Origin of the sequence: Janthinobacterium longum (genome assembly GCF_051380735.1) — a bacterium.
In the GTDB taxonomy this organism is placed as follows: domain Bacteria; phylum Pseudomonadota; class Gammaproteobacteria; order Burkholderiales; family Burkholderiaceae_D; genus Janthinobacterium.
In genome coordinates this window covers 78,050-101,146 of record NZ_JBNYXQ010000006.1, presented here as the reverse complement: position 1 = coordinate 101,146, position 23,097 = coordinate 78,050, and the positions used below count along the sequence as shown (strand labels likewise).

25 protein-coding genes are annotated in these 23,097 nt (G+C 62.4%); 16 read left to right on the top strand and 9 right to left on the bottom strand.

The genetic code is table 11. The features are described 5' to 3' along the window. Positions 1-61: 61 nt before the first annotated feature. The 4 genes from ACQ4WM_RS16590 to ACQ4WM_RS16575 form a co-directional block, all read right to left on the bottom strand. Positions 62-1,006, bottom strand: a complete 945-nt coding sequence (locus tag ACQ4WM_RS16590) for an alpha/beta fold hydrolase (protein ID WP_436547778.1) — start codon at positions 1,004-1,006, stop codon at positions 62-64. Next, positions 1,003-2,631, bottom strand: coding sequence for a GMC family oxidoreductase (locus ACQ4WM_RS16585; protein WP_436547777.1), 1,629 nt, complete (start codon positions 2,629-2,631; stop codon positions 1,003-1,005). The genes ACQ4WM_RS16590 and ACQ4WM_RS16585 overlap by 4 nt, the downstream gene beginning before the upstream one ends. A gap of 10 nt (positions 2,632-2,641) precedes the next feature. Continuing rightward, positions 2,642-3,154, bottom strand: a complete 513-nt coding sequence (locus ACQ4WM_RS16580; RefSeq protein WP_436547776.1) for a hypothetical protein — start codon at positions 3,152-3,154, stop codon at positions 2,642-2,644. Between the two features lie 133 nt (positions 3,155-3,287). Continuing rightward, positions 3,288-4,052 (bottom strand): RNA methyltransferase, encoded by a 765-nt coding sequence (locus ACQ4WM_RS16575; RefSeq protein WP_436547775.1) that lies wholly within the window; start codon positions 4,050-4,052, stop codon positions 3,288-3,290. A gap of 235 nt (positions 4,053-4,287) precedes the next feature. Between ACQ4WM_RS16575 and ACQ4WM_RS16570 the strand changes: the two genes are divergently transcribed. From ACQ4WM_RS16570 to ACQ4WM_RS16545, 6 genes are all read left to right on the top strand, one after another. After that, complete coding sequence (locus ACQ4WM_RS16570) at positions 4,288-4,617, top strand: hypothetical protein (RefSeq protein ID WP_436547774.1); 330 nt, start codon at positions 4,288-4,290, stop codon at positions 4,615-4,617. Positions 4,618-4,898: 281 nt separating this feature from the next. After that, the gene (locus ACQ4WM_RS16565; RefSeq protein ID WP_065307196.1) at positions 4,899-5,678 is read left to right on the top strand and encodes an inositol monophosphatase family protein; all 780 of its coding nucleotides are present in this window, start codon (positions 4,899-4,901) and stop codon (positions 5,676-5,678) included. A gap of 220 nt (positions 5,679-5,898) precedes the next feature. Further along, the gene (locus ACQ4WM_RS16560; protein ID WP_436547773.1) at positions 5,899-7,266 is read left to right on the top strand and encodes a DEAD/DEAH box helicase; all 1,368 of its coding nucleotides are present in this window, start codon (positions 5,899-5,901) and stop codon (positions 7,264-7,266) included. 140 nt (positions 7,267-7,406) lie between these two features. Then, entirely contained in the window at positions 7,407-8,171 is a 765-nt protein-coding gene (locus tag ACQ4WM_RS16555) for a hypothetical protein (RefSeq protein WP_436547772.1), read from the top strand. Then, complete coding sequence (locus ACQ4WM_RS16550; protein ID WP_436547771.1) at positions 8,168-8,623, top strand: hypothetical protein; 456 nt, start codon at positions 8,168-8,170, stop codon at positions 8,621-8,623. The genes ACQ4WM_RS16555 and ACQ4WM_RS16550 overlap by 4 nt, the downstream gene beginning before the upstream one ends. Before the next feature lie 116 nt (positions 8,624-8,739). Continuing rightward, positions 8,740-9,606 (top strand): universal stress protein, encoded by an 867-nt coding sequence (locus tag ACQ4WM_RS16545; RefSeq protein ID WP_436547770.1) that lies wholly within the window; start codon positions 8,740-8,742, stop codon positions 9,604-9,606. A gap of 5 nt (positions 9,607-9,611) precedes the next feature. Here the strand turns inward: ACQ4WM_RS16545 and ACQ4WM_RS16540 are convergent, their stop codons facing one another. The 3 genes from ACQ4WM_RS16540 to ACQ4WM_RS16530 form a co-directional block, all read right to left on the bottom strand. Next, the gene (locus tag ACQ4WM_RS16540; protein ID WP_436547769.1) at positions 9,612-9,974 is read right to left on the bottom strand and encodes a hypothetical protein; all 363 of its coding nucleotides are present in this window, start codon (positions 9,972-9,974) and stop codon (positions 9,612-9,614) included. Positions 9,975-10,142: 168 nt separating this feature from the next. Beyond that, the gene (locus ACQ4WM_RS16535) at positions 10,143-10,718 is read right to left on the bottom strand and encodes a hypothetical protein (protein ID WP_436547768.1); all 576 of its coding nucleotides are present in this window, start codon (positions 10,716-10,718) and stop codon (positions 10,143-10,145) included. Positions 10,719-10,855: 137 nt separating this feature from the next. Then, positions 10,856-12,019 (bottom strand): mandelate racemase/muconate lactonizing enzyme family protein, encoded by a 1,164-nt coding sequence (locus ACQ4WM_RS16530; protein WP_436547767.1) that lies wholly within the window; start codon positions 12,017-12,019, stop codon positions 10,856-10,858. 88 nt (positions 12,020-12,107) lie between these two features. Here ACQ4WM_RS16530 and ACQ4WM_RS16525 point away from each other — a divergent pair, with 88 nt between their 5' ends. Then, on the top strand, positions 12,108-13,001 hold the full coding sequence (locus ACQ4WM_RS16525) for a LysR family transcriptional regulator (protein WP_436547766.1): 894 nt from the start codon (positions 12,108-12,110) through the stop codon (positions 12,999-13,001). Positions 13,002-13,010: 9 nt separating this feature from the next. Here ACQ4WM_RS16525 and ACQ4WM_RS16520 read toward each other — a convergent pair whose 3' ends face one another. Continuing rightward, positions 13,011-13,895, bottom strand: coding sequence for a M90 family metallopeptidase (locus tag ACQ4WM_RS16520; protein ID WP_436547765.1), 885 nt, complete (start codon positions 13,893-13,895; stop codon positions 13,011-13,013). Positions 13,896-14,142: 247 nt separating this feature from the next. Next, complete coding sequence (locus tag ACQ4WM_RS16515; protein WP_436547936.1) at positions 14,143-14,730, bottom strand: winged helix-turn-helix domain-containing protein; 588 nt, start codon at positions 14,728-14,730, stop codon at positions 14,143-14,145. A gap of 465 nt (positions 14,731-15,195) precedes the next feature. Between ACQ4WM_RS16515 and ACQ4WM_RS16510 the strand changes: the two genes are divergently transcribed. From ACQ4WM_RS16510 to ACQ4WM_RS16470, 9 genes are all read left to right on the top strand, one after another. Then, positions 15,196-15,444 (top strand): hypothetical protein, encoded by a 249-nt coding sequence (locus ACQ4WM_RS16510; protein WP_436547764.1) that lies wholly within the window; start codon positions 15,196-15,198, stop codon positions 15,442-15,444. 405 nt (positions 15,445-15,849) lie between these two features. Then, positions 15,850-16,860 (top strand): ABC transporter substrate-binding protein, encoded by a 1,011-nt coding sequence (locus ACQ4WM_RS16505; RefSeq protein ID WP_436547763.1) that lies wholly within the window; start codon positions 15,850-15,852, stop codon positions 16,858-16,860. 28 nt (positions 16,861-16,888) lie between these two features. Then, positions 16,889-17,698: an ABC transporter permease gene (locus ACQ4WM_RS16500; protein WP_436547762.1), complete on the top strand. Its 810-nt coding sequence runs from the start codon at positions 16,889-16,891 to the stop codon at positions 17,696-17,698. Positions 17,699-17,710: 12 nt separating this feature from the next. Then, entirely contained in the window at positions 17,711-18,502 is a 792-nt protein-coding gene (locus ACQ4WM_RS16495) for an ABC transporter ATP-binding protein (RefSeq protein WP_436547761.1), read from the top strand. Further along, entirely contained in the window at positions 18,502-20,388 is a 1,887-nt protein-coding gene (locus ACQ4WM_RS16490) for a sensor histidine kinase (protein WP_436547760.1), read from the top strand. Before ACQ4WM_RS16495 ends, ACQ4WM_RS16490 begins: the two co-directional genes overlap by 1 nt. Next, entirely contained in the window at positions 20,381-21,727 is a 1,347-nt protein-coding gene (locus ACQ4WM_RS16485) for a sigma-54-dependent transcriptional regulator (RefSeq protein WP_436547759.1), read from the top strand. The genes ACQ4WM_RS16490 and ACQ4WM_RS16485 overlap by 8 nt, the downstream gene beginning before the upstream one ends. Before the next feature lie 116 nt (positions 21,728-21,843). Next, a complete protein-coding gene (locus tag ACQ4WM_RS16480; RefSeq protein ID WP_436547758.1) occupies positions 21,844-22,203 on the top strand; it encodes a hypothetical protein in 360 nt (119 codons plus the stop codon). 168 nt (positions 22,204-22,371) lie between these two features. Further along, positions 22,372-22,737 carry a hypothetical protein gene (locus ACQ4WM_RS16475; protein ID WP_436547757.1) on the top strand — a complete coding sequence of 122 codons (366 nt, stop codon included), beginning with the start codon at positions 22,372-22,374 and terminating at the stop codon, positions 22,735-22,737. Positions 22,738-22,805: 68 nt separating this feature from the next. After that, positions 22,806-23,072, top strand: a complete 267-nt coding sequence (locus ACQ4WM_RS16470) for a hypothetical protein (RefSeq protein ID WP_436547756.1) — start codon at positions 22,806-22,808, stop codon at positions 23,070-23,072. Positions 23,073-23,097: the final 25 nt, after the last annotated feature.

Here is a 23,097-nt window from a genome sequence, read left to right as displayed (position 1 = left end):
GCAACAATAGTGTCAGAAGCGACAGCTTCGCCAGTGTGATAAAAAGTGAATAATTAGCACTTCAACAAGAAGCGAAAATGGCAGCGCCGGCTTTCGATGCGATAGCTACTTCCGACAATACCTGGCACATTACCCGTGCATCCGATGCCAGTGCCACATGGCCCAGGCCGGCATAAGCGCTATTGCGCGCGCCGGGCAGCCGCGCCGAATCCTGCGGCGCGACGATATTGTCGTGATGCGAGTAAATCGAGGTGATCAGCGCACGCGTCTGCGGCGACTCGTGCGCGTCCAGTTGCGCCAGCCAGGCGTTCGGCTGGCCGCCGGGCCGGCTCATCTGGCGCGCATTGCTACCCGGCGCCAGGTTGGCCAGCGCCGTACCGTGGTGCGGCGTGCCCAGGGTGATCACGCGCGCCACCTGCCGCGTGCCATGCTGGCGCAGGAATGCACGGGCCACCAGGCCGCCCATGCTGTGCGCGACGATAAGCACTTGCTGCGCGCCCGTTTGCGCCAGCAGCTCGTCGACGGCGCGCGCCACCAGCGGCACGAAATCGTCGATACCGGCGTTAACCGGTTCCAGGTCGACCGCCCCATGCGGCACGCCGGCCTGCGCCAGCCTGCGGCTCAACGGGGCCCAGAAGCCGCGGTTGCAGACATAGCCATGGACCAGCAGCACCGGCAAGAGGCCGCGGCCGGGCGACGGCACAGCACTGAGACGCGGGTACAGCATGCCCCATGACGAAGTACGCAGATTGGCGCCGAACTCAGCAAGAAACAGCCGCGCCGCGCCCGCCGCCGCGACCCCATGCGAGACCGGGGCGCCGCCAAAACGCCGGCTGTGCCAGAAGTTGCGTGCCACGATCAGCAAGCGCACCGCCAGCACGGCGGCCAGCGCCAGCAGCAGCGCTACCGCCGGCTGGCTGACGCCCGCTTGCAGCAGCAGCCACGCGACGCCCAGCATGGCCAGCAACTGCACCAGCATCAGCCAGCGCAAGGCGCGTGCGATCATGCGTCCGTCCTCAATCCCGGCGCCGGCTTGCCCGTCAGCTGTTGCGCCAGGGCGCTGGCCAGGCGCGCGGCCAGTGCATAGATCGACAGTTGCGGATTGGCGCCGATCGAGGTGGGGAACAGCGAACCGTCATGCACCGACAAATTGACCAGGCCCCGGTAGCGCCCATGCGCATCGCATACACCGAGGTGTTCATCGTCGGACATGGCACAGCCGCCCATCACATGGGCCGATACCACGCGCGCCAGCAGCGGCTTGAAAGGCAAGCCCTCGATGGCCTGGCGCGCCTGTGCCCAGGACGTGTAGTGGCCGGCCATTTCATGCACCGGATACACGCTGCGCGCGCCGGCGGCAAACTGGATCTCGGCCATGGCAAGCAGTGCGCGGCGCACGCCGTCCCAGATAAACGGTGTGAGCGGATAGTCGAGCACCGGTGCGCCGCTGGCGTCGATGCCGACCGTACCGCCTGCCGCTTCTTCATGAAAACCGTCGCGCAGCAGCGCCAGCAAGCCATGCACATGCGCAAACTCGCGCATGGTCCGGGCATGTGCCTCGCCAAAGCCGCCCATGGTGGTGGCCATCAGCAGCGGATGCAAAGGTGGCGCTTCAAGCTTGTAGCCGATAGCCCCGTCGATGGCCTGGGTGCCCAGAAAATGATCGGAATAAATCGTTTGCGGCGCGCCGGCATAGGCGTCGACCCGTTGCGTGAACAGCGCGGCGGAAATAACCGTTGGGTGCAGAAAGGTGCGCCGGCCCAGCAGCTTGTACGGATCGGGCGCTTGCGAGCGCAGCAGCAGCGCCGGTGTATTGATGGCGCCGCCAGCCAGCACGAAGTGTTTGGCACGCAAAGTCAGCGTGATGCCGGTCGGCACCAGTCCGGACGCGTCGAGCGCCGTCACCTGCATGCTGTCGACGCGTTCGCCCTTGAACGTGAAGCGCTGCGCCCGCGCATGCGTGACCAGGCGCGCCCCCAGGGAAAGCGCCGCGGGAATCGTCGTCACCAGCATGGACTGCTTGGCATTGGTGGGGCAGCCCATGCCGCAGTAACCGAGGTTCCAGCAACCATTTACATTGCGCCGGATGGCGGCAGTCGGAATACCCAGCTTGCGCGCACCGCGCCGCAGCAAATCGTTGTTTTCATTCGGCGGCACTGGCCAGTCACTTATATGCAAGCGGCGCTCGACCATCGCGAACCAGGGCGCCAGCGATTCTTCCGTATAGCCGGCCAGGCCATGCTGGCTGCGCCAGTGTGCCAGCGTGCCGGGCGGGGTGCGAAAGCTCGAGGTCCAGTTGACGGTGGTCGAGCCGCCAACAGTACGCCCCTGCAGGATATTGATCGCCTTGTCGCGCGTCTTGCGCGCCGCCGATTCCTGGTACAGCGCAGGGTAGGCGTCGGCTTCGCGCATCTTGAAGTCGCTGGACGACTTGAGGCCGCCCTCCTCCACGATCAGCACCTGCAAACCGGCCAGCGCCAGCAGTTCTGCCGTGATGCCGCCGCCGGCGCCGCTGCCGACAATCACCACATCGGCTTCCAGCGTGCGATCTGCCTGCAAAGTGGACGCATCGGTGACCTGCCAGCCGGCAGCCAGGCCGGCAACGACAGGATCGGGTATCGGAGAACTCATGCTTGCGCTTTCATGACAGTTCGGCCAGCGGCCCCGGATAGCCGATGGCGGCCCAGCTGGCGCTGTCGCCATACCAGGCGCCCAGGATCAGATCATGCAGCGCCAGGTAGGCCGTCTGCAAGGTGGCAAGCCGGTGAAAGCGCCAGCTGTGCAGAAACGCCGCCACCTGGCCAGGATCGGCCTGGCTCCAGTTGCCTTTGACACCGGCCACAAGGCGGCGCGCCGGCGCCAGCGCCAGCAGACCAAACAGGTCCTGCACCTCGCCCTGCTGCGCCAGCGGCAACCCCAGGATGGCGGTGCGCACGCCATCGATGGCGCGCGCCAGCGGCAGCGAAACTGCGCCCGGCGCCAGCGCACTGCCCAGCATGACGGGCACGATGGCGGCCAGTGCCGCGCGCGCTTCGCCATCGAGCACAAAACGCTGCGCCGGCGCTGGTGTTCGCCCCAGCCGGTAAGCGATGCCCCCAGCTGCCAGCGTGCAGGCGCCAGCCAGGCCCCATTTGAAAAACGATCTGCGTCGCATCGCCACCCGTCCCTTGTTGACCACGTATCTGGCAGCCAGTGTACGTCAAGGGCGCTGGCCCCTGCGCGCAAAAACTAGAGCCGCCAGTCTAACTGCGCCTCCGCGATAAACTGGCGCAGCAGCCGCATTTCGATCATCGCGGCTTTTTCGCCATCACCAGGATATGGCGCGCGATGCCGCGCAGGATATTGACTTCCTCCGTTTCCAGCCCGGTGCGCGAAAACAGGCGTTTCAGGCGCGGCATCAGCTTTTTCGGATTATCAGCGTCGAGAAAATCGATGGCCACCAGCGCTTCCTGCAAGTGCGCATACATGCCGTCGACCTGGGCCAGGCTGGCCGCGTCGCCATGAAAGCCGACCGGGCTGGCGGCCTGCTCGTCGCCCAAGGCGGCCACCCGGCATTCATAGGCCACTACCTGCGCCGCCTGCGACAGGTTCAGCGAAGAGTATTCGGGATTGGCGGGGATATTGATCAGGACATTGCACTGCTCGACGATCTCGTTGGGCAGGCCGAAACGCTCGTTGCCGAAAATCACGGCGGCACGCAGCTCGGTGCCGGCGGCCAGTTGAAAGGCGATCGCGCGCGGCGCGGTCACCGGCGGCGAAAATTCGCGCAGTCGGGCCGAAACGGCAGCGGCATAGTTGCAGCCTTCGAGCGCTTCGGCAATCGAGCCGACAATGCGCGCGCCGGCCAGGATATCCTGCGCGCCGCTGGCAAAGGCCACCGCTTCCGGGTCGACGAGGGCGTCGGCAAAGCGCGGATTGACCAGCACCAGGTCGGAAAAGCCCATGGTTTTCATGGCCCGCGCGACGGCGCCGATATTGCCGGAACGGCTGGTCTCGACGAGGATAAAGCGCAGGCGTTTGAACAGGGAAAGGTCGGTCTCGGGCAGGGTCATGTCAACGGTCATTTGTGCAGTAGCGATAAACAAGGGATGACAGCGACGTCGCCCCACAAGCCGGAATTTTAACCTGTCATCGCCGGCCAGGCGGCAAAGGAGGACAAGCGCAGTTTTTGCACGGCGAGAGAGCTGCTGCCCGAGCTCGCTTTTGCGCTGTATGATATGAAGTCGGCCTTTCCGCCGAAGCACGGCACAGGCCTTTCAAGCCCTCGTCCACAAGCAAGGAATTCTGATGTCCAACAAACCCAAAAACCCTGTCAGCCCCTGGCGCCGCTTCGGCAACGGCATGCTCGTTTCGCTGCTGATCGTGGCCGCCTGGAGCGTCATCTGCTGGTACCTGAGAGACTATAGTGGGCCCTGCCAGATGGAACTGAACGCATTGGGCATCATGCCGCTATACGTGCTGGCCATGCTGGCATACATGGTAGTGTGCCTGCTGCTGGCGCGCCGCAAAACCCTGTGGTGGAGCAGCGGCGCGGTGGCCGGCACGCTGCTCGGGGCGGCCGGTCCGATCACGCTGGCGTTGATTGCTGCCAGTGGCATGCCGGCCATGCGCTACTGACCCACGCCAGGGCGCCGCAGTGGCAGCCCGGCGACGACAAATTTCGGGGGTTTGAAAACAGACGTATTGATTTCGGGCAGATTCATTTAAAATAGCGCCATTGCGCGGTATCGATACAGGAAATGCCGGAACAAAACGTCACACAACGCTGACGCCAGGCCAACATTTCAAGCACGTCGCCACCGCTTTGCTCTTTAATTCATTCTTGCACTCCTGCGCTCCAGTACAAACCGGTACTGCCGGGCGCTCGCGTGCTTTTAACGGAAGCTCACATGCACCCAATGCTCAATACGGCCATCAAGGCCGCCCGCCGCGCCGCCACCGTCATCAACCGCGCGTCTTTCGACCTAGACCGCGTCGTCGTCACGGAAAAACAACATAACGATTTCGTCACCGACGTCGACCAGGCGGCCGAACAGGCCATTATCGAGGTGCTGTCCAAAGCCTACCCGGACCACGCGTTCCTGGGTGAGGAATCGGGCGCTTCCGCCAACTCGCACGACGAGAATGAATTCCAGTGGATCATCGACCCGATCGATGGCACCACCAACTTTATCCACGGCTTCCCGCAATACTGCATCTCGCTGGCACTGGCCCAGCGCGGCATCGTCACGCAAGCCGTGATCTACGACCCGGTGCGCAACGACCTGTTTACGGCCAGCAAAGGCGCCGGCGCCTTCCTGAATGAAAAACGCATCCGCGTGACCAAACTGGACCGCGTTGCCAACGCCATGCTGGGCACCGGCCACGGCGCCGGCCCGCGCGCGCTCGACGAATACCTGAAAATGTACGCCATCATGGGCGAACGCAGCCAGGGTGTGCGCAGCGCCGGCTCGGCCGCGCTGGACCTGGCGTATGTCGCTTGCGGCCGCCTGGACGGCTTCTATCAGAAAGGCCTGAAGCCATGGGACATCGCCGCCGGCGCCCTGATGATCACCGAATCGGGCGGCATCGTCGGTGAATTTTCCGGCGAGTCGGACTACCTGTACAAGGGCGACGTGATCGCCGCCAGCCCGAAAGTGTTTGGCCAGATGGTCAGCTTGCTGGCGCCGTTTGCCTGATCAGCCTCCTGTCCAGGAAGAGACCGGCTGCGGCCGGTTTTTTTACGCCTGCCGCGCGCCCTTGATCTGAATCAGTTACAGCGCTTTTTCTGCATGCTGTTATACTTCGCGCATGCGGCACAAATGACCAGTCCCCTTGCCGCTGTCTTTCGACCCTAATCTGATTGCCTGCGACTGGCGCCTCCCGATGGCGACAGGCCGATCTCACAATAAAGTTACCATGTCCTTTTCCTCCCTCGGATTGTCCGACGCTATCGTTCGTGCCGTTACCGAACACGGCTACACCGTACCGACCCCGATCCAGACCCAGGCGATTCCCGCCGTATTGGCTGGCGGCGACCTGCTGGCCGGCGCACAGACCGGTACCGGCAAGACTGCCGGCTTTACCCTGCCCGTGCTGCACCGCCTGTCGACCGACGCCAATGGCGCGGCCATTACCAGCAACACCTCGACGCGTCCGATCCGCGCGCTGATCCTGGCGCCGACGCGCGAACTGGCGGCCCAGGTCGAAGAAAGCGTGCGCACCTACGGCAAGTACACCAAGCTGAACTCGACCGTGATCTTCGGCGGCGTCGGCATCAACCCGCAAATCAAGCAGCTCAAACATGGCGTCGACATCCTGGTCGCCACGCCTGGCCGCCTGCTGGACCATATGGGCCAGGGCACGGTCAACCTGTCGAAAGTGGAAATCCTGATCCTCGACGAAGCCGACCGCATGCTGGACATGGGCTTTATCCGCGACATCAAGAAAGTGCTGGCCGTGTTGCCGCCAAAACGCCAGAACCTGCTGTTCTCGGCCACTTTTTCGGAAGAAATCAAGGCCCTGGCCGATGGCCTGCTGAACAAGCCGGCCATGATCGAAGTGGCGCGCCGCAATTCGACGGTCGAAGTGATCAAGCAGAAGATCCATCCGGTTGACCGCGACAAGAAACACCCGATGCTGTCCTACCTGATCAAGTCGAACAACTGGACGCAGGTGCTGGTATTTACCCGCACCAAGCACGGCGCCAACAAGCTGGTCGAGCAACTGGGCGCGGACGGCATCGGCGCGCTGGCGATCCACGGCAACAAGAGCCAGTCGGCCCGTACCCGTGCCTTGAGCGAATTCAAGGATGGCACGCTGCAAGTGCTGGTGGCCACCGACATCGCCGCGCGCGGTATCGATATCGACCAGTTGCCGCACGTCGTCAACTACGATCTGCCGAACATTCCGGAAGATTATGTGCACCGTATCGGCCGTACCGGCCGTGCCGGCGCCAAGGGCGAAGCCGTGTCGCTGGTCTGCGTGGATGAGCACGAAATGTTGAAAGACATCGAAAAGCTGATCAAGCAAACCCTGCCGCGTGAAGTCATCGAAGGCTTCGAGCCGGACCTGAACGCCCGCGCCCAGCCTGTGCAATTGCGCAGCGGTACCGGTGGTCACCGCAACAACAGCCGCGCGCCAGCCGGCGCCGTGGTGCGTGTCAAAACCGGCGGCAGCGGCGCCAAGCCACGCAGCGCCGGCCCATCGGGCGGCGGTGGTGGCGGCCGTTCCGGCAATGCACCGCGTTCGACAGCAAACCATCGTTCAGGCGGCCGCGGCCGCTAAGACCTTGTCTTGCTGACTGAAAAATGCGCTCTGCAACATCGTTGCGAGCGCATTTTTTTTCGTCTACAAGATTGCTTGATCGCAATATCAGTCACGCTGGCCGGGCCGACAATCGGTGTTTTCCTTTCCCGTCCGCCATCATGTCTCGTCTGCTCTTTACGCTATGCCTGCTGCTGGGCGGCTGCGCCACATCCTCCCCACCGCTTCCCGCCACGCAACAAGTGCTGGCGCTGGCCGACGACGCCAAAGCCCTGCAGGCGTTTGGCGAACTGGCGCTGCGTTATCGCGAAAGCTATGACCGGCTGCGCCCCTACCTGGACGAGCAACAGGACGCCCGTGAAAAGCAGCTGGACCGGCAGCGCCGCGCCATGTATGCGGACGTCATGCTGATACAGCTGGGCGTAGCGCAATACCTGCAAGGCCTGGGCCAACTGGCGCGTACAGACCGTTTTGCCTACACTGGCGAGATCAATGCAGCCAGCGTGACGATACGCGCCTGGCCCGATACCGGCATCGATGAGCGCGCGGCCAACGCGTACACCATCTTGCTGCGGCTGCTGGCACGCATGCACGGCGAAGCGCAGCACCGCCAGATGCTGGGCCAGCTGATGCACGATGGCGACGCTGCGTTGCAAACCCTGGTCTCGGCCCTGACAAGTTTGCTGCGGCTGTACGACAAGGCCGGCGACAATGAACGCGATATCGTGCTGGGCCTGCTGGAAACCGATATCGCTTTCACCGATACGCCATCGCAGCGCCTGCTGGCGGTGCTGGCGAAAACTGTGCAACAAAGCAAGGTCGACGAATATCGGCTCTACGGCCTGCGCCATACCCTGGCACGACAGCAACTGCTGGCGCTGGCGCAGGAACATGCACGCCTGGCCGGCCTGGGAGGGCTGCCATGAATCAGCACGAGCACCGTGAAGCCGCCCTCGGCAGCGCCATGCAGGTGGAGCAACTGGGCGACAGCCTGTCGCAGGCGGCCGACACCTTGCACGACGCCGTCATGCGCGCCATCCGCAAGCGCGCCAGCCTGGGCACGGCCGGCATTACCCAGGCCCAGGCGCAAGCCGTGTTCGCGCTGGAAGTGGCGCTGCGCCAGCAAGCCAATGCGCTGTATGCCGATGCCGCCGGCCACATCATCACCGGGCTCGATACGGCCCAAAGCCAGCTGAGCGGCTTGCTCGATACTGTGCGCCAGCGCATCGCCCACAACGAGAACGTCAGCCACTGGATCAGCCTGGCAACGGGCTTGCTGAACCTGGGGCGCGCCGTGCTGGCGCGCAGTCCGGAACGCGTGCTGTCGACGCTGGCGACGGTGCGTGAGCAGTTGCAGGCAGTCGCTGGCGACAGGTAGCTGGCAAACGATAGCGTGGCGGGAACCTTGCTTGCACACAGCCCGGTACAGCCGTGCGCAGGCCGGCCCGGTGTCTGTGCCAGAATGGAGCTCAGTTCTGATTGAAAGGCCGGCTCATGACTTATAAAACCGTGTTGCTCCATATCGATGACGGCGCCGGGCGCGCTGCCCGCATTGCACTGGCAGCCAGCGTGGCGCAAGCCTGCGGTGGCCACCTGACAGGCGTGGCCCTGACGGGCGTGTCGCGTCTGCTGTACCAGCACCAGCCCGACCTGGACGCCGATCCAAATTTGTCGCTGCACCTCAATTTCCTGCGCGAGCGAGCGGCCCGCGCGCTTGACGGTTTCGAACAGCAGGCCAGCAGCCTGGGCGTGGCCTCGTACGAGCAGCGCGTGGTAGACGACGAAGCGGCCGGCGGCATCAGCATGCTGGCGCGCTATGCGGACCTGGTGGTGATCAGTCAATACAACGCGGCCGACAAGTCGCCGTCGGTGATGCGCGATTTCCCCGCCTATGTACTGCTGCATTCGGGCACGCCGGTGCTGATCGTGCCGCATGCGATGCCACTGGCGCAGCCACAGTCGCCGGCTGCCGCGCGCAATGTGCTGTTGTCATGGAATGGCAGCAAGGAAGCCAGCCGCGCCGTCAGCGCCGCCCTGCCGCTGTTGCAACGGGCCGGCCAGGTGCATGTGGCCGTGTTCGACGCCCAGCGGCATGCGGCCGAGCATGGCGACCATCCTGGCGCCGACCTGCTGCAATACCTGGCCCGCCATGGCGTGCAGGCAAAACTGTTGCTGCTCGATGGCGGCGCCACGCGGCGCGGCGATATCGGCGAAGCCTTGCTGGCGCAAGTGTCCGAGCTGTCGGCCGACTTGCTGGTGATGGGCGCCTACGGCCATTCGCGGCTGCGCGAAACCATCCTCGGCGGCGTCACGCGCACGGTGTTGCAAAGCATGACGGTACCGGTGCTGATGGCGCACTGACAGCTTCAATCCCCGGAATGCCAGGTCTGCGCGCGGATCTTGGCCACCTGTCGCTGCGCCAGCCATTGCCACAGCTGCAGCGCATCATCCTGGCGCAGCGCCGTCATGCGGCGAGGGGTAGCCAAGGCGATCTCGCAATCACGGTCCGACCATTCCTCGAAAGTGACTTCGCCACCGCTAGCCACCTCTACCTGGTACATCAGGCCGTCGTCGTAGCCAAAACGCAGCATGGCGCTGGCAGGGCCGCCGTCGGGACCAGGACTGCCCCCGCGATACACCTGCTCCAGTGCTTCGGCCAGCTGAGTCGGCGTGGGGGCACTGATGTCGCGCCCGTCGGGCCGGGTGAGAATGAACCATGCTTGTGTCATGACGCGCCCCTATCCATACTCGTTAGCGTACAACTGGCAAGATGGCGGACAGCAACGGTGATCCAGGCAACGATGGCGCATGGGAACCCTCCCTGTCGGCACTATTTGTGCGATTAATAGTAACAGGGATCAAGGCGCCGGCGCACGCATGTTTGCGCGCATGGCGCGTCAAGCCACGCGCACGGGGATGCTGAGCGGGTCGAAGTCTTCCCAATCGCCGTTGACGATATTGCCTTCAGCCTGTTCGATATCCTGTGCGCCCAGCTGGCGCAGCGTGGCCAGCGCCTGTTCGCTTTCCGCGTCGCCCTCGACGGCAACTGCGATCAGCATGCCGGGCTGGCGCGGCCGGCGCTGGTTTTCATGCGGGCTGCCTTCGCCAGGTTCCACCTGTTCCGATTCGCCGGCGCCTTTCATTTTGTTAAAGCTGTACAGCGAACCCACATGGGCGCCGACCAGCGCACCGACCACTGGCCCGATCGGCCCAGCCACCATGACCGCCGCTGCCCCCACGCCGGCGCCCACCGCTGCGCCAACGGCTGCCCCTTCGGCCAGGCCTTCCGGAGTTTCCTTCGCGCCCGGCGACATGTCGCGGTCGCCACCGAGTTCATGCAGATCGTGCTGGCCCGGCTGGTTGACGAAAAAAGCACTGATGCGGCTGTCGGCAAAGCCCGCCAGGACCAGCGCCGCGCGCGCAGCGTCGACCTGGTCCTGTAACTGGAAATGACCTGCAAGGATGCGTGACATGATGGTTCTCCTGGTCGCTAGTCGATGAACTTGGCGCAACGGCGCCACCTTGCATAGCGTGCGCCCGTTGCCCGATGGGGACCGTACGCTTGCGCACACTGTCCAGACATCAACTGGCGCCAGGAAGAGGAAGCTCCTTACGCCAGCCTGACCATCTCGCGATACAGATCCGCCTTGCCCTCGAAGCCGATGCCCGGCAAATCCGGCAGCAGGATGTGGCCGTTGTCGACCTTCACGCCGTCCGGAAAACCACCATAGGGCTGGAACAGGTCCGGATACGATTCATTGCCGCCCAGTCCCAGGCCGGCCGCGATATTGAGCGACATCTGGTGGCCGCCGTGCGGGATGCAGCGCCTGGCCGACCAGCCGTGTTCCTTCAGCATGTCCAGGGTGCGCAGATATTCCACCAGGCCGTAGCTGAGCGCGCAGTCGAACTGCAGCCAGTCGCGGTCGGCGCGCATGCCACCGTAGCGTATCAGGTTGCGCGCATCCTGCATCGAAAACAGATCTTCGCCGGTGGCCAGCGGATTTTTATAATAGTTGCGCAGCGTGGCCTGCAGCTCGAAGTCGAGCGGATCGCCGGGTTCCTCGTACCAGAACAAATCGTATTGCGAGAGGGCTTTGGCGTATTTCACGGCCGTATCGAGGTCGAAGCGGCCATTCGCGTCGACCGCCAGTTTCTGGCCATCCTGCAACACGCTGAGCACGGAATCGATGCGGCGCAAGTCTTCGTCAAGGTCGGCGCCACCGATCTTTTTCTTCACCACCGTATAGCCGCGGTCGATATAGCTGCGCATCTCGTCCTTGAGCTTGTCGTGGTTCTGGCCCGGGTAGTAATAGCCGCCGGCCGCATACACGAAGATATGGCGGTCCGGCGTGCCGTTGCCGTAGCGGTCGGCCAGCAACTGGAACAGCGGCTTGCCTTCGATCTTGGCCACCGCATCCCACACCGCCATGTCGATGGTGCCGATCGCCACCGAGCGCTCGCCGTGGCCGCCCGGTTTTTCATTGGTGAACATGCAGTTCCATATCTTGTGCGGATCAAGATTGGTGCCAGCCTCGTCGACAAGGCTGGCCGGGTCCGCTTCCAGGATGCGCGGAATAAAACGTTCGCGCATCAGCGTGCCCTGGCCGTAGCGGCCGTTGGAATTGAAGCCGTAGCCGATCACCGGCTTGCCGTCGCGCATCACGTCGGTCACCACGGCGACCAGGCTCAGGGTCATCTTGCTGAAGTCGATATAGGCGTTGCGGATGGGGTAACTGATAGGTACGGTTTTTTCGCGTATTTCAACGATTTTCATGCGTGTGCCTCCTGTCAAAGTAAAACAGAGCTTACTCTTGAACTGTACGCATATAATTCACCTTAATTAAAACCATTATTCACTTGAAATGAAGATCGACACTGCGCCCGACCTGGCGTTTTTCGTGTTGTTGGCCAGGCTGGGCAACATGGCGGCCACCGCGCGCGAACTCGGTGTCACGCCACCGGCCATCACAAAACGCCTGAGCCTGCTGGAACAGCGCCTTGGCGTGCGCCTGGTCAATCGCACCACGCGCCGTATCAGCCTGACCAACGAGGGCGAGCTGTACCTGGCCCAGGCAGCACGGATACTGCACCAGATCCGCGACATGGAGGAGTCCGTTTCCAGCGGACGCGCCGCGCCGAAAGGTTTGCTGAGGGTCAATGGCACGCCCGGTTTTGGCCGCACCCGCATCGCACCCATCGTCTCGCGCTTTGCCCATGCTTACCCGGAAGTGGAAGTGGAACTGCACCTGACGGACCGGCCGATCAGCCTGGTGGAAGAAGCGTATGACGTGGCGATACGCTTCGGCGAATTGCCCGACACGCGATTGACGGCCAGGAAACTGATGGGCAACCGGCGTTTTCTGTGCGCTTCGCCGGCCTACCTGAAGCAGGCCGGGGAGCCGCAGACGCCGGAAGAGCTGCACCGCCACCGCTGTATTTTGCACCGGCAGAATGACGATGTGTACGGCACCTGGCGCCTGCAGAAAGGGCGCTCGGTGGAACTGGTGAAGGTGCGCGGCGCGGTGTCGAGCAACGACGGCGATATCGTGCTGAACTGGGCCCTGGACGGCCACGGCATCGTGCAGCGCTCGGAGTGGGACGTGGCGAAATACCTGGACAGCGGGCGGCTCAGGGAGGTGATGCCTGGCTACACCCTGCCCTCGGCCGACCTGTATCTGTACTACCTGAGCGCTCGCAACCTGCCGGCCAGGATGCGCGTGTTTATCGATTTCCTGGTGGCCGAGTTCAAGGCCTGAAGCGCGGCCCTACCATTGTGGCGCGTAATCAGGAGACTGCATAGGAAACGGCGAGTGCATGTGCTCGGGTTCTGTTGGCGGTTCGGCCCAGTCGCGCGGGTCGACCTTGTAAAACTTGAGAAACTCGGCATACAGCTCGGCGTGATGCTCGGCCATCTGGTACGGTTTTTCAAAGAACGTTTCGGTGGCGACAGCGAAGAACTCGGCCGGATTGGTGGCGCCGTAATGATCCATCACACTATGCTGGTGATAAATGGCGTCGTGGCGCAAATTGTCGAAGTCGCGCGACAGCACCGTGGCCCAGCTGCGGTAGCTGGTAACGTTCGGCAAGTACGGTGCGCCATTGGCGGCACCCGATTCGCTGTCGAGCTGGTGGGCGAACTCATGCAGTACCACGTTCTGGCCGTCGGTCCAGTCCGCAGCGCCCCGCTGCACATGGTCCCAGGCCAGCACCACCCGGCCATCGCCCCATGATTCGCCCAGCAAGCCATTTGCCGAAGGCGTAACCACTCCGCCCGGCCCCACCTCATTGCGCGTGACGACGAACTCGTTCGGGTACACCAGGATGGTATCGAGCTCGGGATAGACCAGCGTATCGCGGTTCAGCAGCAGCAAGCAGGCCTGGCCGGCGATGGTGTAGCGCATCTCGTCGGTGATCTCCAGGGCGCCGCAGCCGACAAACTTCTTTTGATACAGGAACTGCACCACCAGCCGGCGCAACTGTTGCTGCAGCGGCGCCGGCATATGGCGATACACGGGAATATTGTTTTGCAGGATAGCCAGGCCCTCGGGCGGCAGCGGACGCGACAGGGCGCGCTTCAGCCGCCAGCGGGGGAACCACAGCGACAGCACGATGCCGATGGTGACCAGGGCGATCCACAGCAAGGGGTTCATGCTGGCACCCGGGCAGGACAGAGGGAAGACAGGCAGGTGAAATCGGGCACGGCAGGAACTCCTGGTTGAGGCAGTCCAGCCAAGATGGGGTTGATTGCGATCTTTTCAATCGCTGCACATACCACCGGCACCATGCGAAAAGCCGGGTCGCAACCCGGCTTTCCTGGTGTTCAAACTGAATAAGGCTGAGAATCAAAGTGACTCTCATTACGCTGCCAGCTGGCCCGCAGGCCAACCCGACAGAACCTTATTCGCTTTTTTGCTGCGGCATGCCGAACAGGGCGGCCACCAGCGGATCGCGGGTTACCGGGCCACGGTTGACGCGGATGGCGTAATGGGTATCGTCGGCCAGTATATGGAAATGACGACCGCTACCTGCCATGCTTTGCTCGCGCAGGCCTGGACGGTCCTTGCGCGGTGGCGCGCCTTCACGTTTAGGCTGAACGATGGCGGCCAGGAAGGCACGCACGCGCTCAGGGTCAGGAGTCAGCTGGTACACGGCCTTGCCCAGATAGGTGGCGGTGCCTTCAATATAGCGTGCCAGTTCGATCACGCCCGCTTCGCGCAGGTCGCGGATGTATTTGCGTGCGCCCGACGGCGAGAATTTGAGGAACCAGGCGATTTCATCAGCCAGCATTTCGTGCATCGACAATTCGCCGATCAGCTTTTGCATGTTTTCAATCCGGCGCAGCGTAGCCGAAGTAGAACGTACGCGCTCGATGGGAGCCATGGAAATCGGGTTCATGCGCTCCGGGGGAATCGGGGCCGCACGCTCTACCATTGCCATTGAGGAACCCTTTTGGGTACCACGAAGTTCCTGGTGCGCTGCCTTCATTTCGCTCTTCACGTGAGACTGGGTCATTGCATGCATTTGAATACTCCTTTAAACGATTGCCGGTAGCCTGAATTGCTGAGTACTTGGTGTATTCCAAGAAATCACTAATTCCAGACGTCTGACCGCAGAATGCCTGCTTGGACCGTCTTGGTCTGTGCGTTAACGAACATTAACGGGCAGTCAGATCAAGAAAAGTAAAAATATTTCCGCAGGGCACTAATATTTTTGTTGCGGCGGCTGCATTGCAGTGCCGAATCCAGTATTGCACTTTCATTCCTTGCCTAACGTGCGATGGCGAACAGAAGGGAAAATTGCCTTAACATAAACTCAAGCTGATCGTCAGGCAAGTATCCATTCCACTACCTGGCGCCCAAGATCGATGCCGGGCATGACCATCTGTTGCAGCGCTGTTGAAAGATGGACGGCCCCAGCCGGCATCTCCCAACCTTACTTTGCAAAGGAATCATGATGATGAAAATGCCTTATCTGCTGGCCGCTGCTGCCCTGATCAGTCTCTCCGCGTGCAAGAAACCTGCCGATGCCCCCGTGCCGGAAGCCGCGCCGCCCGCCACCGCACCTGCGGTAGCAACAACCCCGGTCGAGCCGGCCGCGCCTGCCACCACGCCTGAAATGGCGCCAGGCACTACCCCAGCGCCCTTGACCGACCCAGCCACCACGCCGGCCGTGCCACCAGCCACGCCACCAGCGAAGTAATCAACACGACGCAAGCTGTCGTTTCCTCAGGCGCCGCGCAGCAACAACATCACAGCCCCGGCGCGGTGCGCCCCCACTCCTCGGGGGAATTACGCGTTGCGGTCTTCGATCCAACGCGTTTTTTTATGCCTGGCGCCGATTCCACGCCGCAGGTTCAGCTATCCCGTATTGATTTGCCTCAACTCCTCATTGATCCGTGCGGCAGGCCGCACGGTTTTCCCGCCATGCGTGCGGAAAACCGGAAACCACCCGGCAAACGTTTTGTGCGCGCCACAATTTAACGTTTAGAAACAATCACTTGCCATTCCCTGAAAAATACGTTTCACTGGCACGGAAGATGCTCTTATGTTTTCCATGGCCGCCGTCAGAGTGGCCCGTAAAACACCATCATCTAATGGAGACAGCATGACCCACCCTGCCCGAATTTCGTCTTTTTCATCCTTTTTCAATACCAAAGCCTTGGCCGTCGCCGTCGCGCTGGCCGCGCAATTCCCGCTGTCGGTACACGCCGCCGACCTGGTGCGCTTGGGCAACCTGAAGTTCGCCCACTACGGCGCGGTCGCCTACATGAAAGAAATCGCCCCCAAATATGACCTGAAGATCGAGGAACGCATCTTCGCCAAGGGCCTCGACATCGTGCCGGCCATGATCGCCGGCGAGATCGACGTCTCGGCCAGTGCGCTGGAAGCGGCCATCACGGGCCGTGCCACCGGCTTGCCGGTGTATTTGGTGGGCGGTTTCGCCAAGGGCGGAGTGCAGATCGTCGGCCGCCCCGACCTCAATATCAAGGGCATTGCCGACCTGAAAGGCAAGAAAGTCGGCGTCACGCGCGGTGGCCCGCAGGAAATCCTGCTGTTCGCCGAGCTGACCAAGGCCAAGCTGAGCTGGTCCGACAAGCCGGGCAAGGATGTGCAGATCCTCTACATGGGCTATCCCGACCTGAACCAGGCATTGCTTACCAAGGATATCGACGTCATGAGCCAGTCGGAACCTTATTCGACCCAGGCCATCCACAAGAAATATGGCACTGCCATTATCAAGCCTTACGACACACCGCTGGGCGAGCCGGTGCGCGCGCTGGTGATGACGGAAAAAATGTACAAGGAAAAGCCGGCCGTGGCACAGCGCTTCATGGATTGCTTCGTGGCCGCTACCCGCGCTTTCCTGGCCGACCCGAAACTGGCGGAAAAATACGTGCGTGAATCGATGTTCAAGAACCAGATCACCAGCGAGGACTACCGCGACGCCATCGACAACGCCATCTTTACGGAAGACATTACCCAGAGCCATGTGCAGCTGACTACCGACTACATGGTGAAGTTCGGCGTCGGCCGCATGGCCAAGCCACCTGTCGCCCGCGACTGGGTCAAGCTCGACCTGCTGGAAAAAGCCAAGAAATCCTACGCACCACGCTAACCCGGGAAGACTGACGATGAATCTGGAAATGATGAAACGCCTCGTGCACGGTTCCATCGTGCCGGTGGCCGTGCTGCTGTTCTGGCAAGCCCTGTCCACTTTCGGCTGGATCAATCCGCAGATCCTGCCGTCGCCGGTGGCGGTGGTGGTGAAATGGTATGAATACCTGATACCGACGCAAGCCTACACGCCCGAGGCCGGCAACTACCTGGTGTGGATGTTCTCGGGCGAATTGCCGCATGACGCCTGGGCCAGCCTGTCGCGCGTGCTGGGCGGCTTTGCCATCGGCGCCGGCCTGGCACTGCCGCTGGGCCTGTTGATGGGTACCAACAAGACCATCTACAAGCTGTTCGACCCGCTGGTGCAGGTGCTGCGCCCGATCCCGCCAATCGCCTATATTCCGCTGGCGATCCTGTGGTTCGGCCTGGGCAACCCGCCCGCCTTCTTCCTGATCAGCATCGGTTCCTTCTTCCCCGTGCTGATGAACACCATCGCCGGCGTGCGCCAGGTGGACGGTATTTATATCCGCGCCGCCCGCAACCTGGGCGCCAGCCAGATGACGATGTTTCGTCGCGTGATCTTGCCGGCCGCCACACCGTATATCCTGGCCGGTGCGCGCATCGGCATGGGCACGGCCTTTATCGTCGTGATCGTGGCAGAAATGATTGCGGTCAATAGCGGCCTGGGCTTCCGTATCCTGGAAGCGCGCGAATACTTCTGGTCCGACAAGATTATCGCCGGCATGTTTACCATCGGCCTGTTTGGCCTGGCCATCGATATCGCCATGAATGCCCTGAACAATCATCTGCTGCAGTGGCACCGCGGCCTGGAACACTAAAGAGGTAGCACCATGACCACCATCAATATCAAAGCAGTCAACAAGATCTTCACCACCGGCGGCAGCGACGTGATCGCCTTGAAGGACATCAACCTCGATATCGCCAGCGGCGAGTTCATTTGCCTCCTGGGTCCTTCGGGCTGCGGCAAGTCGACCCTGCTCAACGCGCTGGCCGGTTTTGCGCAGCCCACTTCCGGCCAGCTCCTGGCCGGCGGCAAGCTGATCACGCAGCCTGGTCCCGATCGCGGCATGGTATTCCAGGAATACGCGCTGTTTCCGTGGATGTCGATTGAAAGCAATATCGCCTTTGGCCTGGAAATCGCCGGCAAGTCGCCTGCCGAGATCCGCGAACGGGTCGACATGCTGCTCAACATGCTGGGCCTGACGGAATTTCGCCTGCGCTTTCCGAAAGACCTGTCGGGCGGCATGCGCCAGCGCGTGGCGATTGCGCGCGTGCTGGCCCTCGATTCGCCCATCATGCTGATGGATGAACCGTTCGGCGCACTCGATGCCCTGACCCGCCGCAATTTGCAGGATGAGTTGCTGAAAATCTGGAAAGTTTTCGGCACCACCATCGTGTTCGTCACGCACTCGATCGAGGAATCGATCTACCTGGCCGACCGCACCATCGTCATGACCTACCGTCCCGGCACCATCAAGCGCGACGTGGCGATCGACCTGCCGCGTCCGCGCGACCCGAGCGACCCCGAGTTCAACCGCATCAAACGCATGCTGGGCGAGATGGTGATGGAGGAGCAGCAACGGCACCATAACGCAGAGACAATGGCGAGCACGGCAGACTAGTGAAGTGGCTGAACCCCCCGGCAGGCGCCCTGCTTGCCAGCGCCTCGCTGATCTCGCTGGTGGCGCTGACCTGGTCCACCCATGCCTGGGTGCAGCAGCGCCAGCTCGACGAATTGCACCGCACCCTCGACACGCGCGCCGAACTGTATGCGGCGTCGATCGGCGGCGCGCTCGACAAATATGAATTCCTGCCGCTGGCGGTTGCCCAAAGCGAGGCCGTGGCGCAGCTGATCGAGCAGCCGACGCCAGACAAGGTCAGCGAACTGAACGCTTACCTGGTCGACATCAACCGCCGTGCCGGCGCCTTTGCCGTGTATGTGCTGGACGCAAACGGCACCACCCTGGCGTCGAGCAACTGGCAGGACGCCAGTTCCTATGTCGGCGTCAACTATGGCTTCCGGCCGTATTTCAAGAATGCCATCGCAGGCGGCATTGGCAGGTTTTACGGCATCGGCGCCTCCACCTTCGAGGCCGGCTATTTCATTTCACAGCCGGTGCTGCGCGACGGGCGCATCATCGGCATTGTCGCCGCCAAGGTCAACCTGGACTGGATCGAGCAATCGTGGCGCTCGCCGGGCGCAGGCGAGCAGATCTGGGTCAAGGATGCCAATGGCGTGATCATCCTGGCCAGCACGCCGTCGTTCAAATTCAATACCCTGGCGGCCCTGTCGGCAGCGGCCAGGCAGGATATCAGCGCGCAACGCCAGTTCTTGCAGGAAAACCTGCCCATCCTGCCGCACCGTGTACAGCGCCAGTTCGCCGATGGCGCCAGCGTGATGACACTGGAACATGCGCCAAGCGACCAACTGCCGGCCTTACCGGCCAAGGCCGACTATCTGGCCGTCAATCGGCCGCTGGGTCCATTGCGCTGGCAGATCACGGTGCTGGCCGAACTCGACCAGGTTGACGAGGCCGCCCGCAACGCCGCCATCGCCGCAGCGCTGGGCTGGGCTCTGCTGATGCTGGCCCTGCTGTATGCGCGCCAGCGCCGGCGCCGGATTGCCGACAAGCTCAAGGCCCAGCAAACCCTGGCGCTGGCCTATGAGCAGCTGGAAATCAAGGTGTCGCAGCGCACGGCCGACCTGCTGCATGCGAATGGCCGGCTGCAGGCGGAGGTGGCCGAGCGCGAACGGGCCGAGCAGACCCTGCGCTACGCCCAGGCCGAACTGGTGCAAAGCGGCAAGCTGGCCGCCATCGGCCAGATGGCGGCTGGCGTCACACATGAGCTGAACCAGCCGCTGGCGGCCCTGCAGACTTTTTCCGACAACGCCAGGGTGTTGCTGGCGCGCGGGCGCATCGATGACGCGCTCGACAACCTGTCGACCATTTCCGACCTGGTCAAGCGCCTTGGTTATGTCACCTCGCAACTGAAGGGCTTTGCGCGGCGCAGCGACGATGCGCGCAAACCGGTATCGGTGCGCCAGGCGTTTGCGCAAACCATGCTGCAAGTACGCACGCGCAAGAACTCGCAACGCTTGACCCTGCATGAAAGCTGGCCCGAAGAAGAAATCATTGTGCTGTGCAACGCCATCGGCCTGGAACAGGTATTGAGCAACCTGATCACCAACGCCATGGACGCCGTACCCGAGACCGAAGCGGTGCAGATCTGGCTGCAGGTGCGCAGCGAAGGCGCGCTGGCCGTGATCCATGTGACTGACAATGGCCCCGGCATTGCGCTGGCCTCGCTGGACCGTATTTTCGATCCCTTCTATACCACCAAGGAACATGGCCTGGGGCTGGGGCTGTCGATCAGCGCCGGCATCGTGCGCGCGGCCGGCGGCGCGCTGGCCGTACGCAACCGCTCCAGGGCCGAAGGGGGCGGCGCGCAGTTTACAATCACGCTGACGCGACAGCAAAACAAGATCAAGGACGAGACGGATGCATGAGAACAACTTCGACGGCATGCAAGTGCTGCTGGTGGAAGACGACGCCGTGGTGCGCAAGGGTGCGCGCCAGTCGCTGGAACTGGCCGGACTGCAAGTGACGGCGGTGGCCACGGCCGAGGAAGCCCTGCCTTACCTGGTACCGGAATTTGCCGGCATTTTGCTCAGCGACATCAAGCTGCCCGGCATCGATGGCCTCCGCTTGCTCGATATCGCCGTCGCGCAGGACGCCAGCCTGCCGGTGATCCTGGTCACCGGCCACGGCGACGTGTCGATGGCGGTCGGCGCCATGCGCCGTGGCGCCTACGACTTTATCGAAAAACCGTTCTCGGCCGACTTGCTGGTGGAAGTCTGCCGGCGCGCGCTCGACAAGCGCCACCTGGTGCTGGAAAACATGAACTTGCGGCGCCAGCTCGAGCAGCGTGTCGGCATCGAGGCGCGCATCGTCGGGCGCAGCCCGGCCATGGCCAAGGTGCGCCAGCTGGTGCTGAACCTGGCGCCGAAATCGGCCGACATCATCATCCTGGGCGAAACCGGCACCGGCAAGGAGCTGATCGCGCGCTGCCTGCACGACTTCAGCGAGCGGCGCGACCACCCGTTTGTCGCCATCAACTGCGGCGCCCTGCCCGAATCCATTTTCGAGTCCGAACTGTTCGGCCACGAGGAAGGCGCCTTTACGGGCGCCCAGCGCCAGCGCATCGGCAAGATCGAATACGCGAACGGCGGCACCCTGTTCCTTGATGAAATCGAAAGCATGCCGCTGGCGCTGCAGGTCAAATTGCTGCGCGTGCTGCAGGAACGCCAAGTCGAACGCCTCGGTTCGAACAAGCTCATTTCGGTGAACTTTCGCGTGATCGCCGCTGCCAAGGAAGACTTGCATCTGCTGGCCGAGCAGGGCAAGTTTCGCGCCGACCTGTATTACCGCCTGAATGTCGCCAGCCTCACCTTGCCTGCCCTGCGCAACCGGCGCGAAGATATCCCGCTGCTGTTCGAATTTTTCGTGCTGCAGGCGGCCTTGCGCTATGGCCAGCCCGCGGCCCTGGTCAGCGGCGAACTGCTGGGCTCCCTGATGGCGCAGCGCTGGGCCGGCAATGTGCGCGAACTGCACAATGTTGCCGATCGCTTCGTGCTCGGCTTGCTGGACGATACCCTGAGCCCGGCCGGCTGCCGCGAAGCCTCGCTGGCCGAGCAGGTCGACGCGTTCGAGATCTCGATTATCGAGGAGGCATTGCGGCGCCATAACGGCAATGTGATCGAGGCGGCGACAGCGCTGAATATTCCGAAAAAAACCCTGTACGACAAGCTCAAGCGTTTCGATATTTCTACCGAGCAGTTTCGCTGATGCCTGCATGCTTGCCAGCCATGCGCCCACAGCGGCGAGCGGCGTACTCCTACTTGCCGTGATCGCTCGCGGTGACAAAATGAATACTCTTTAATTCGTATCAAAAGGAGTTTTTCATGAAACCATCCTCACTGATGTTTGCCGCCCTGCTGGCCGGCGCGGCGTCCCTGGTGCAAGCCCAGTCGAACACCAAGCCACCGGTCAATGCCCCAGTGCGTGACAGCACCAGCACGCCACAAAATGGCGAAGCGGAAAAAATCGTGGATCCTGCGGGCGAACTGGACAAACGGGAAAAGAAAAACGCCAGGAAACCGACCAAAAAGGTACAGTCCGAAGCGCACAGCAACCCCAACAAACAGGGCACGCCGATGCCGCCGCCACCACCGAATATGCAAAACGACGCTGACAAGAAAGGCTCGAGCAGCAATACGGGCGTAGCACCACCACCTCCGCCGCCACCGATGCCAGGCAAATAAGCGCTGGGTGTCCACGGTGCCATCGCCGCGGGCGATGGCAAGCGGCACGATGGCTTGCACAAAAGTGATATCAGGCAATTGCCCACAAGACGATGAGGCGCGCTCCTACTTGCCGGCCTCGTCTCGCATGGGACAATGCGGCATCATATTCACCACAGGACACGCACCATGAAAACCGCCGCTCTTTTGCTTTCCGCCACCCTGATGACCGTCGGTGGCGCCTGGGTACAAGCCCAATCGACCACCAATGTGAACCAGACCGGCAACCACGTCAATAACCAGGCCGATCCGGGCCAGCAATCGGACCAGTCCGACAAGCTCGACAATAAAGGCAAGCCTGTGCCAGGCAGCAAAATGCGTCAGCACGAGCGTCCTGCCAGGATCAAGCATGCTAACAAGCGCCACCCGGCACCCACGCCGGCCAAGCCGAACACCCAGCCGGTACCGGCCCCCCTGACGCCGCCAGCCATTCCGGCCACGCCAAATGCACCGATGCCGGCGGTGCCGCCGACCACGCCCGCAACCATGCAATAATCTACTGTAGTTATTGCCAACATTACTGGCACCGCGTTAGTATCGGGGACAACTTTTCCGAGGAAACCATGTCTCCGATCGAACGCAAATGGTGGTTTGCACTTCCCGTGATGATGCTGGCAGTCCTTGCCACATCTTTCCTTTTCCAGATAGAGCAAGTGCCACGCAGCTACTCGCTGGCATGGTTCGTCATTTTCTCGCTATGCGCTGGAGGACTGCAACGCTTGCTGTCGTTTATGACGTGGCTATTGCTGTTGTGGCTGGCACCTGGCCTGGTCGACAAGCGGCTGGCAGATCCCAAGCCGAGCGCGTGGTCGGCCATGCGCAAACGATAAACACGAGGTCGATGAAAAGGCAACC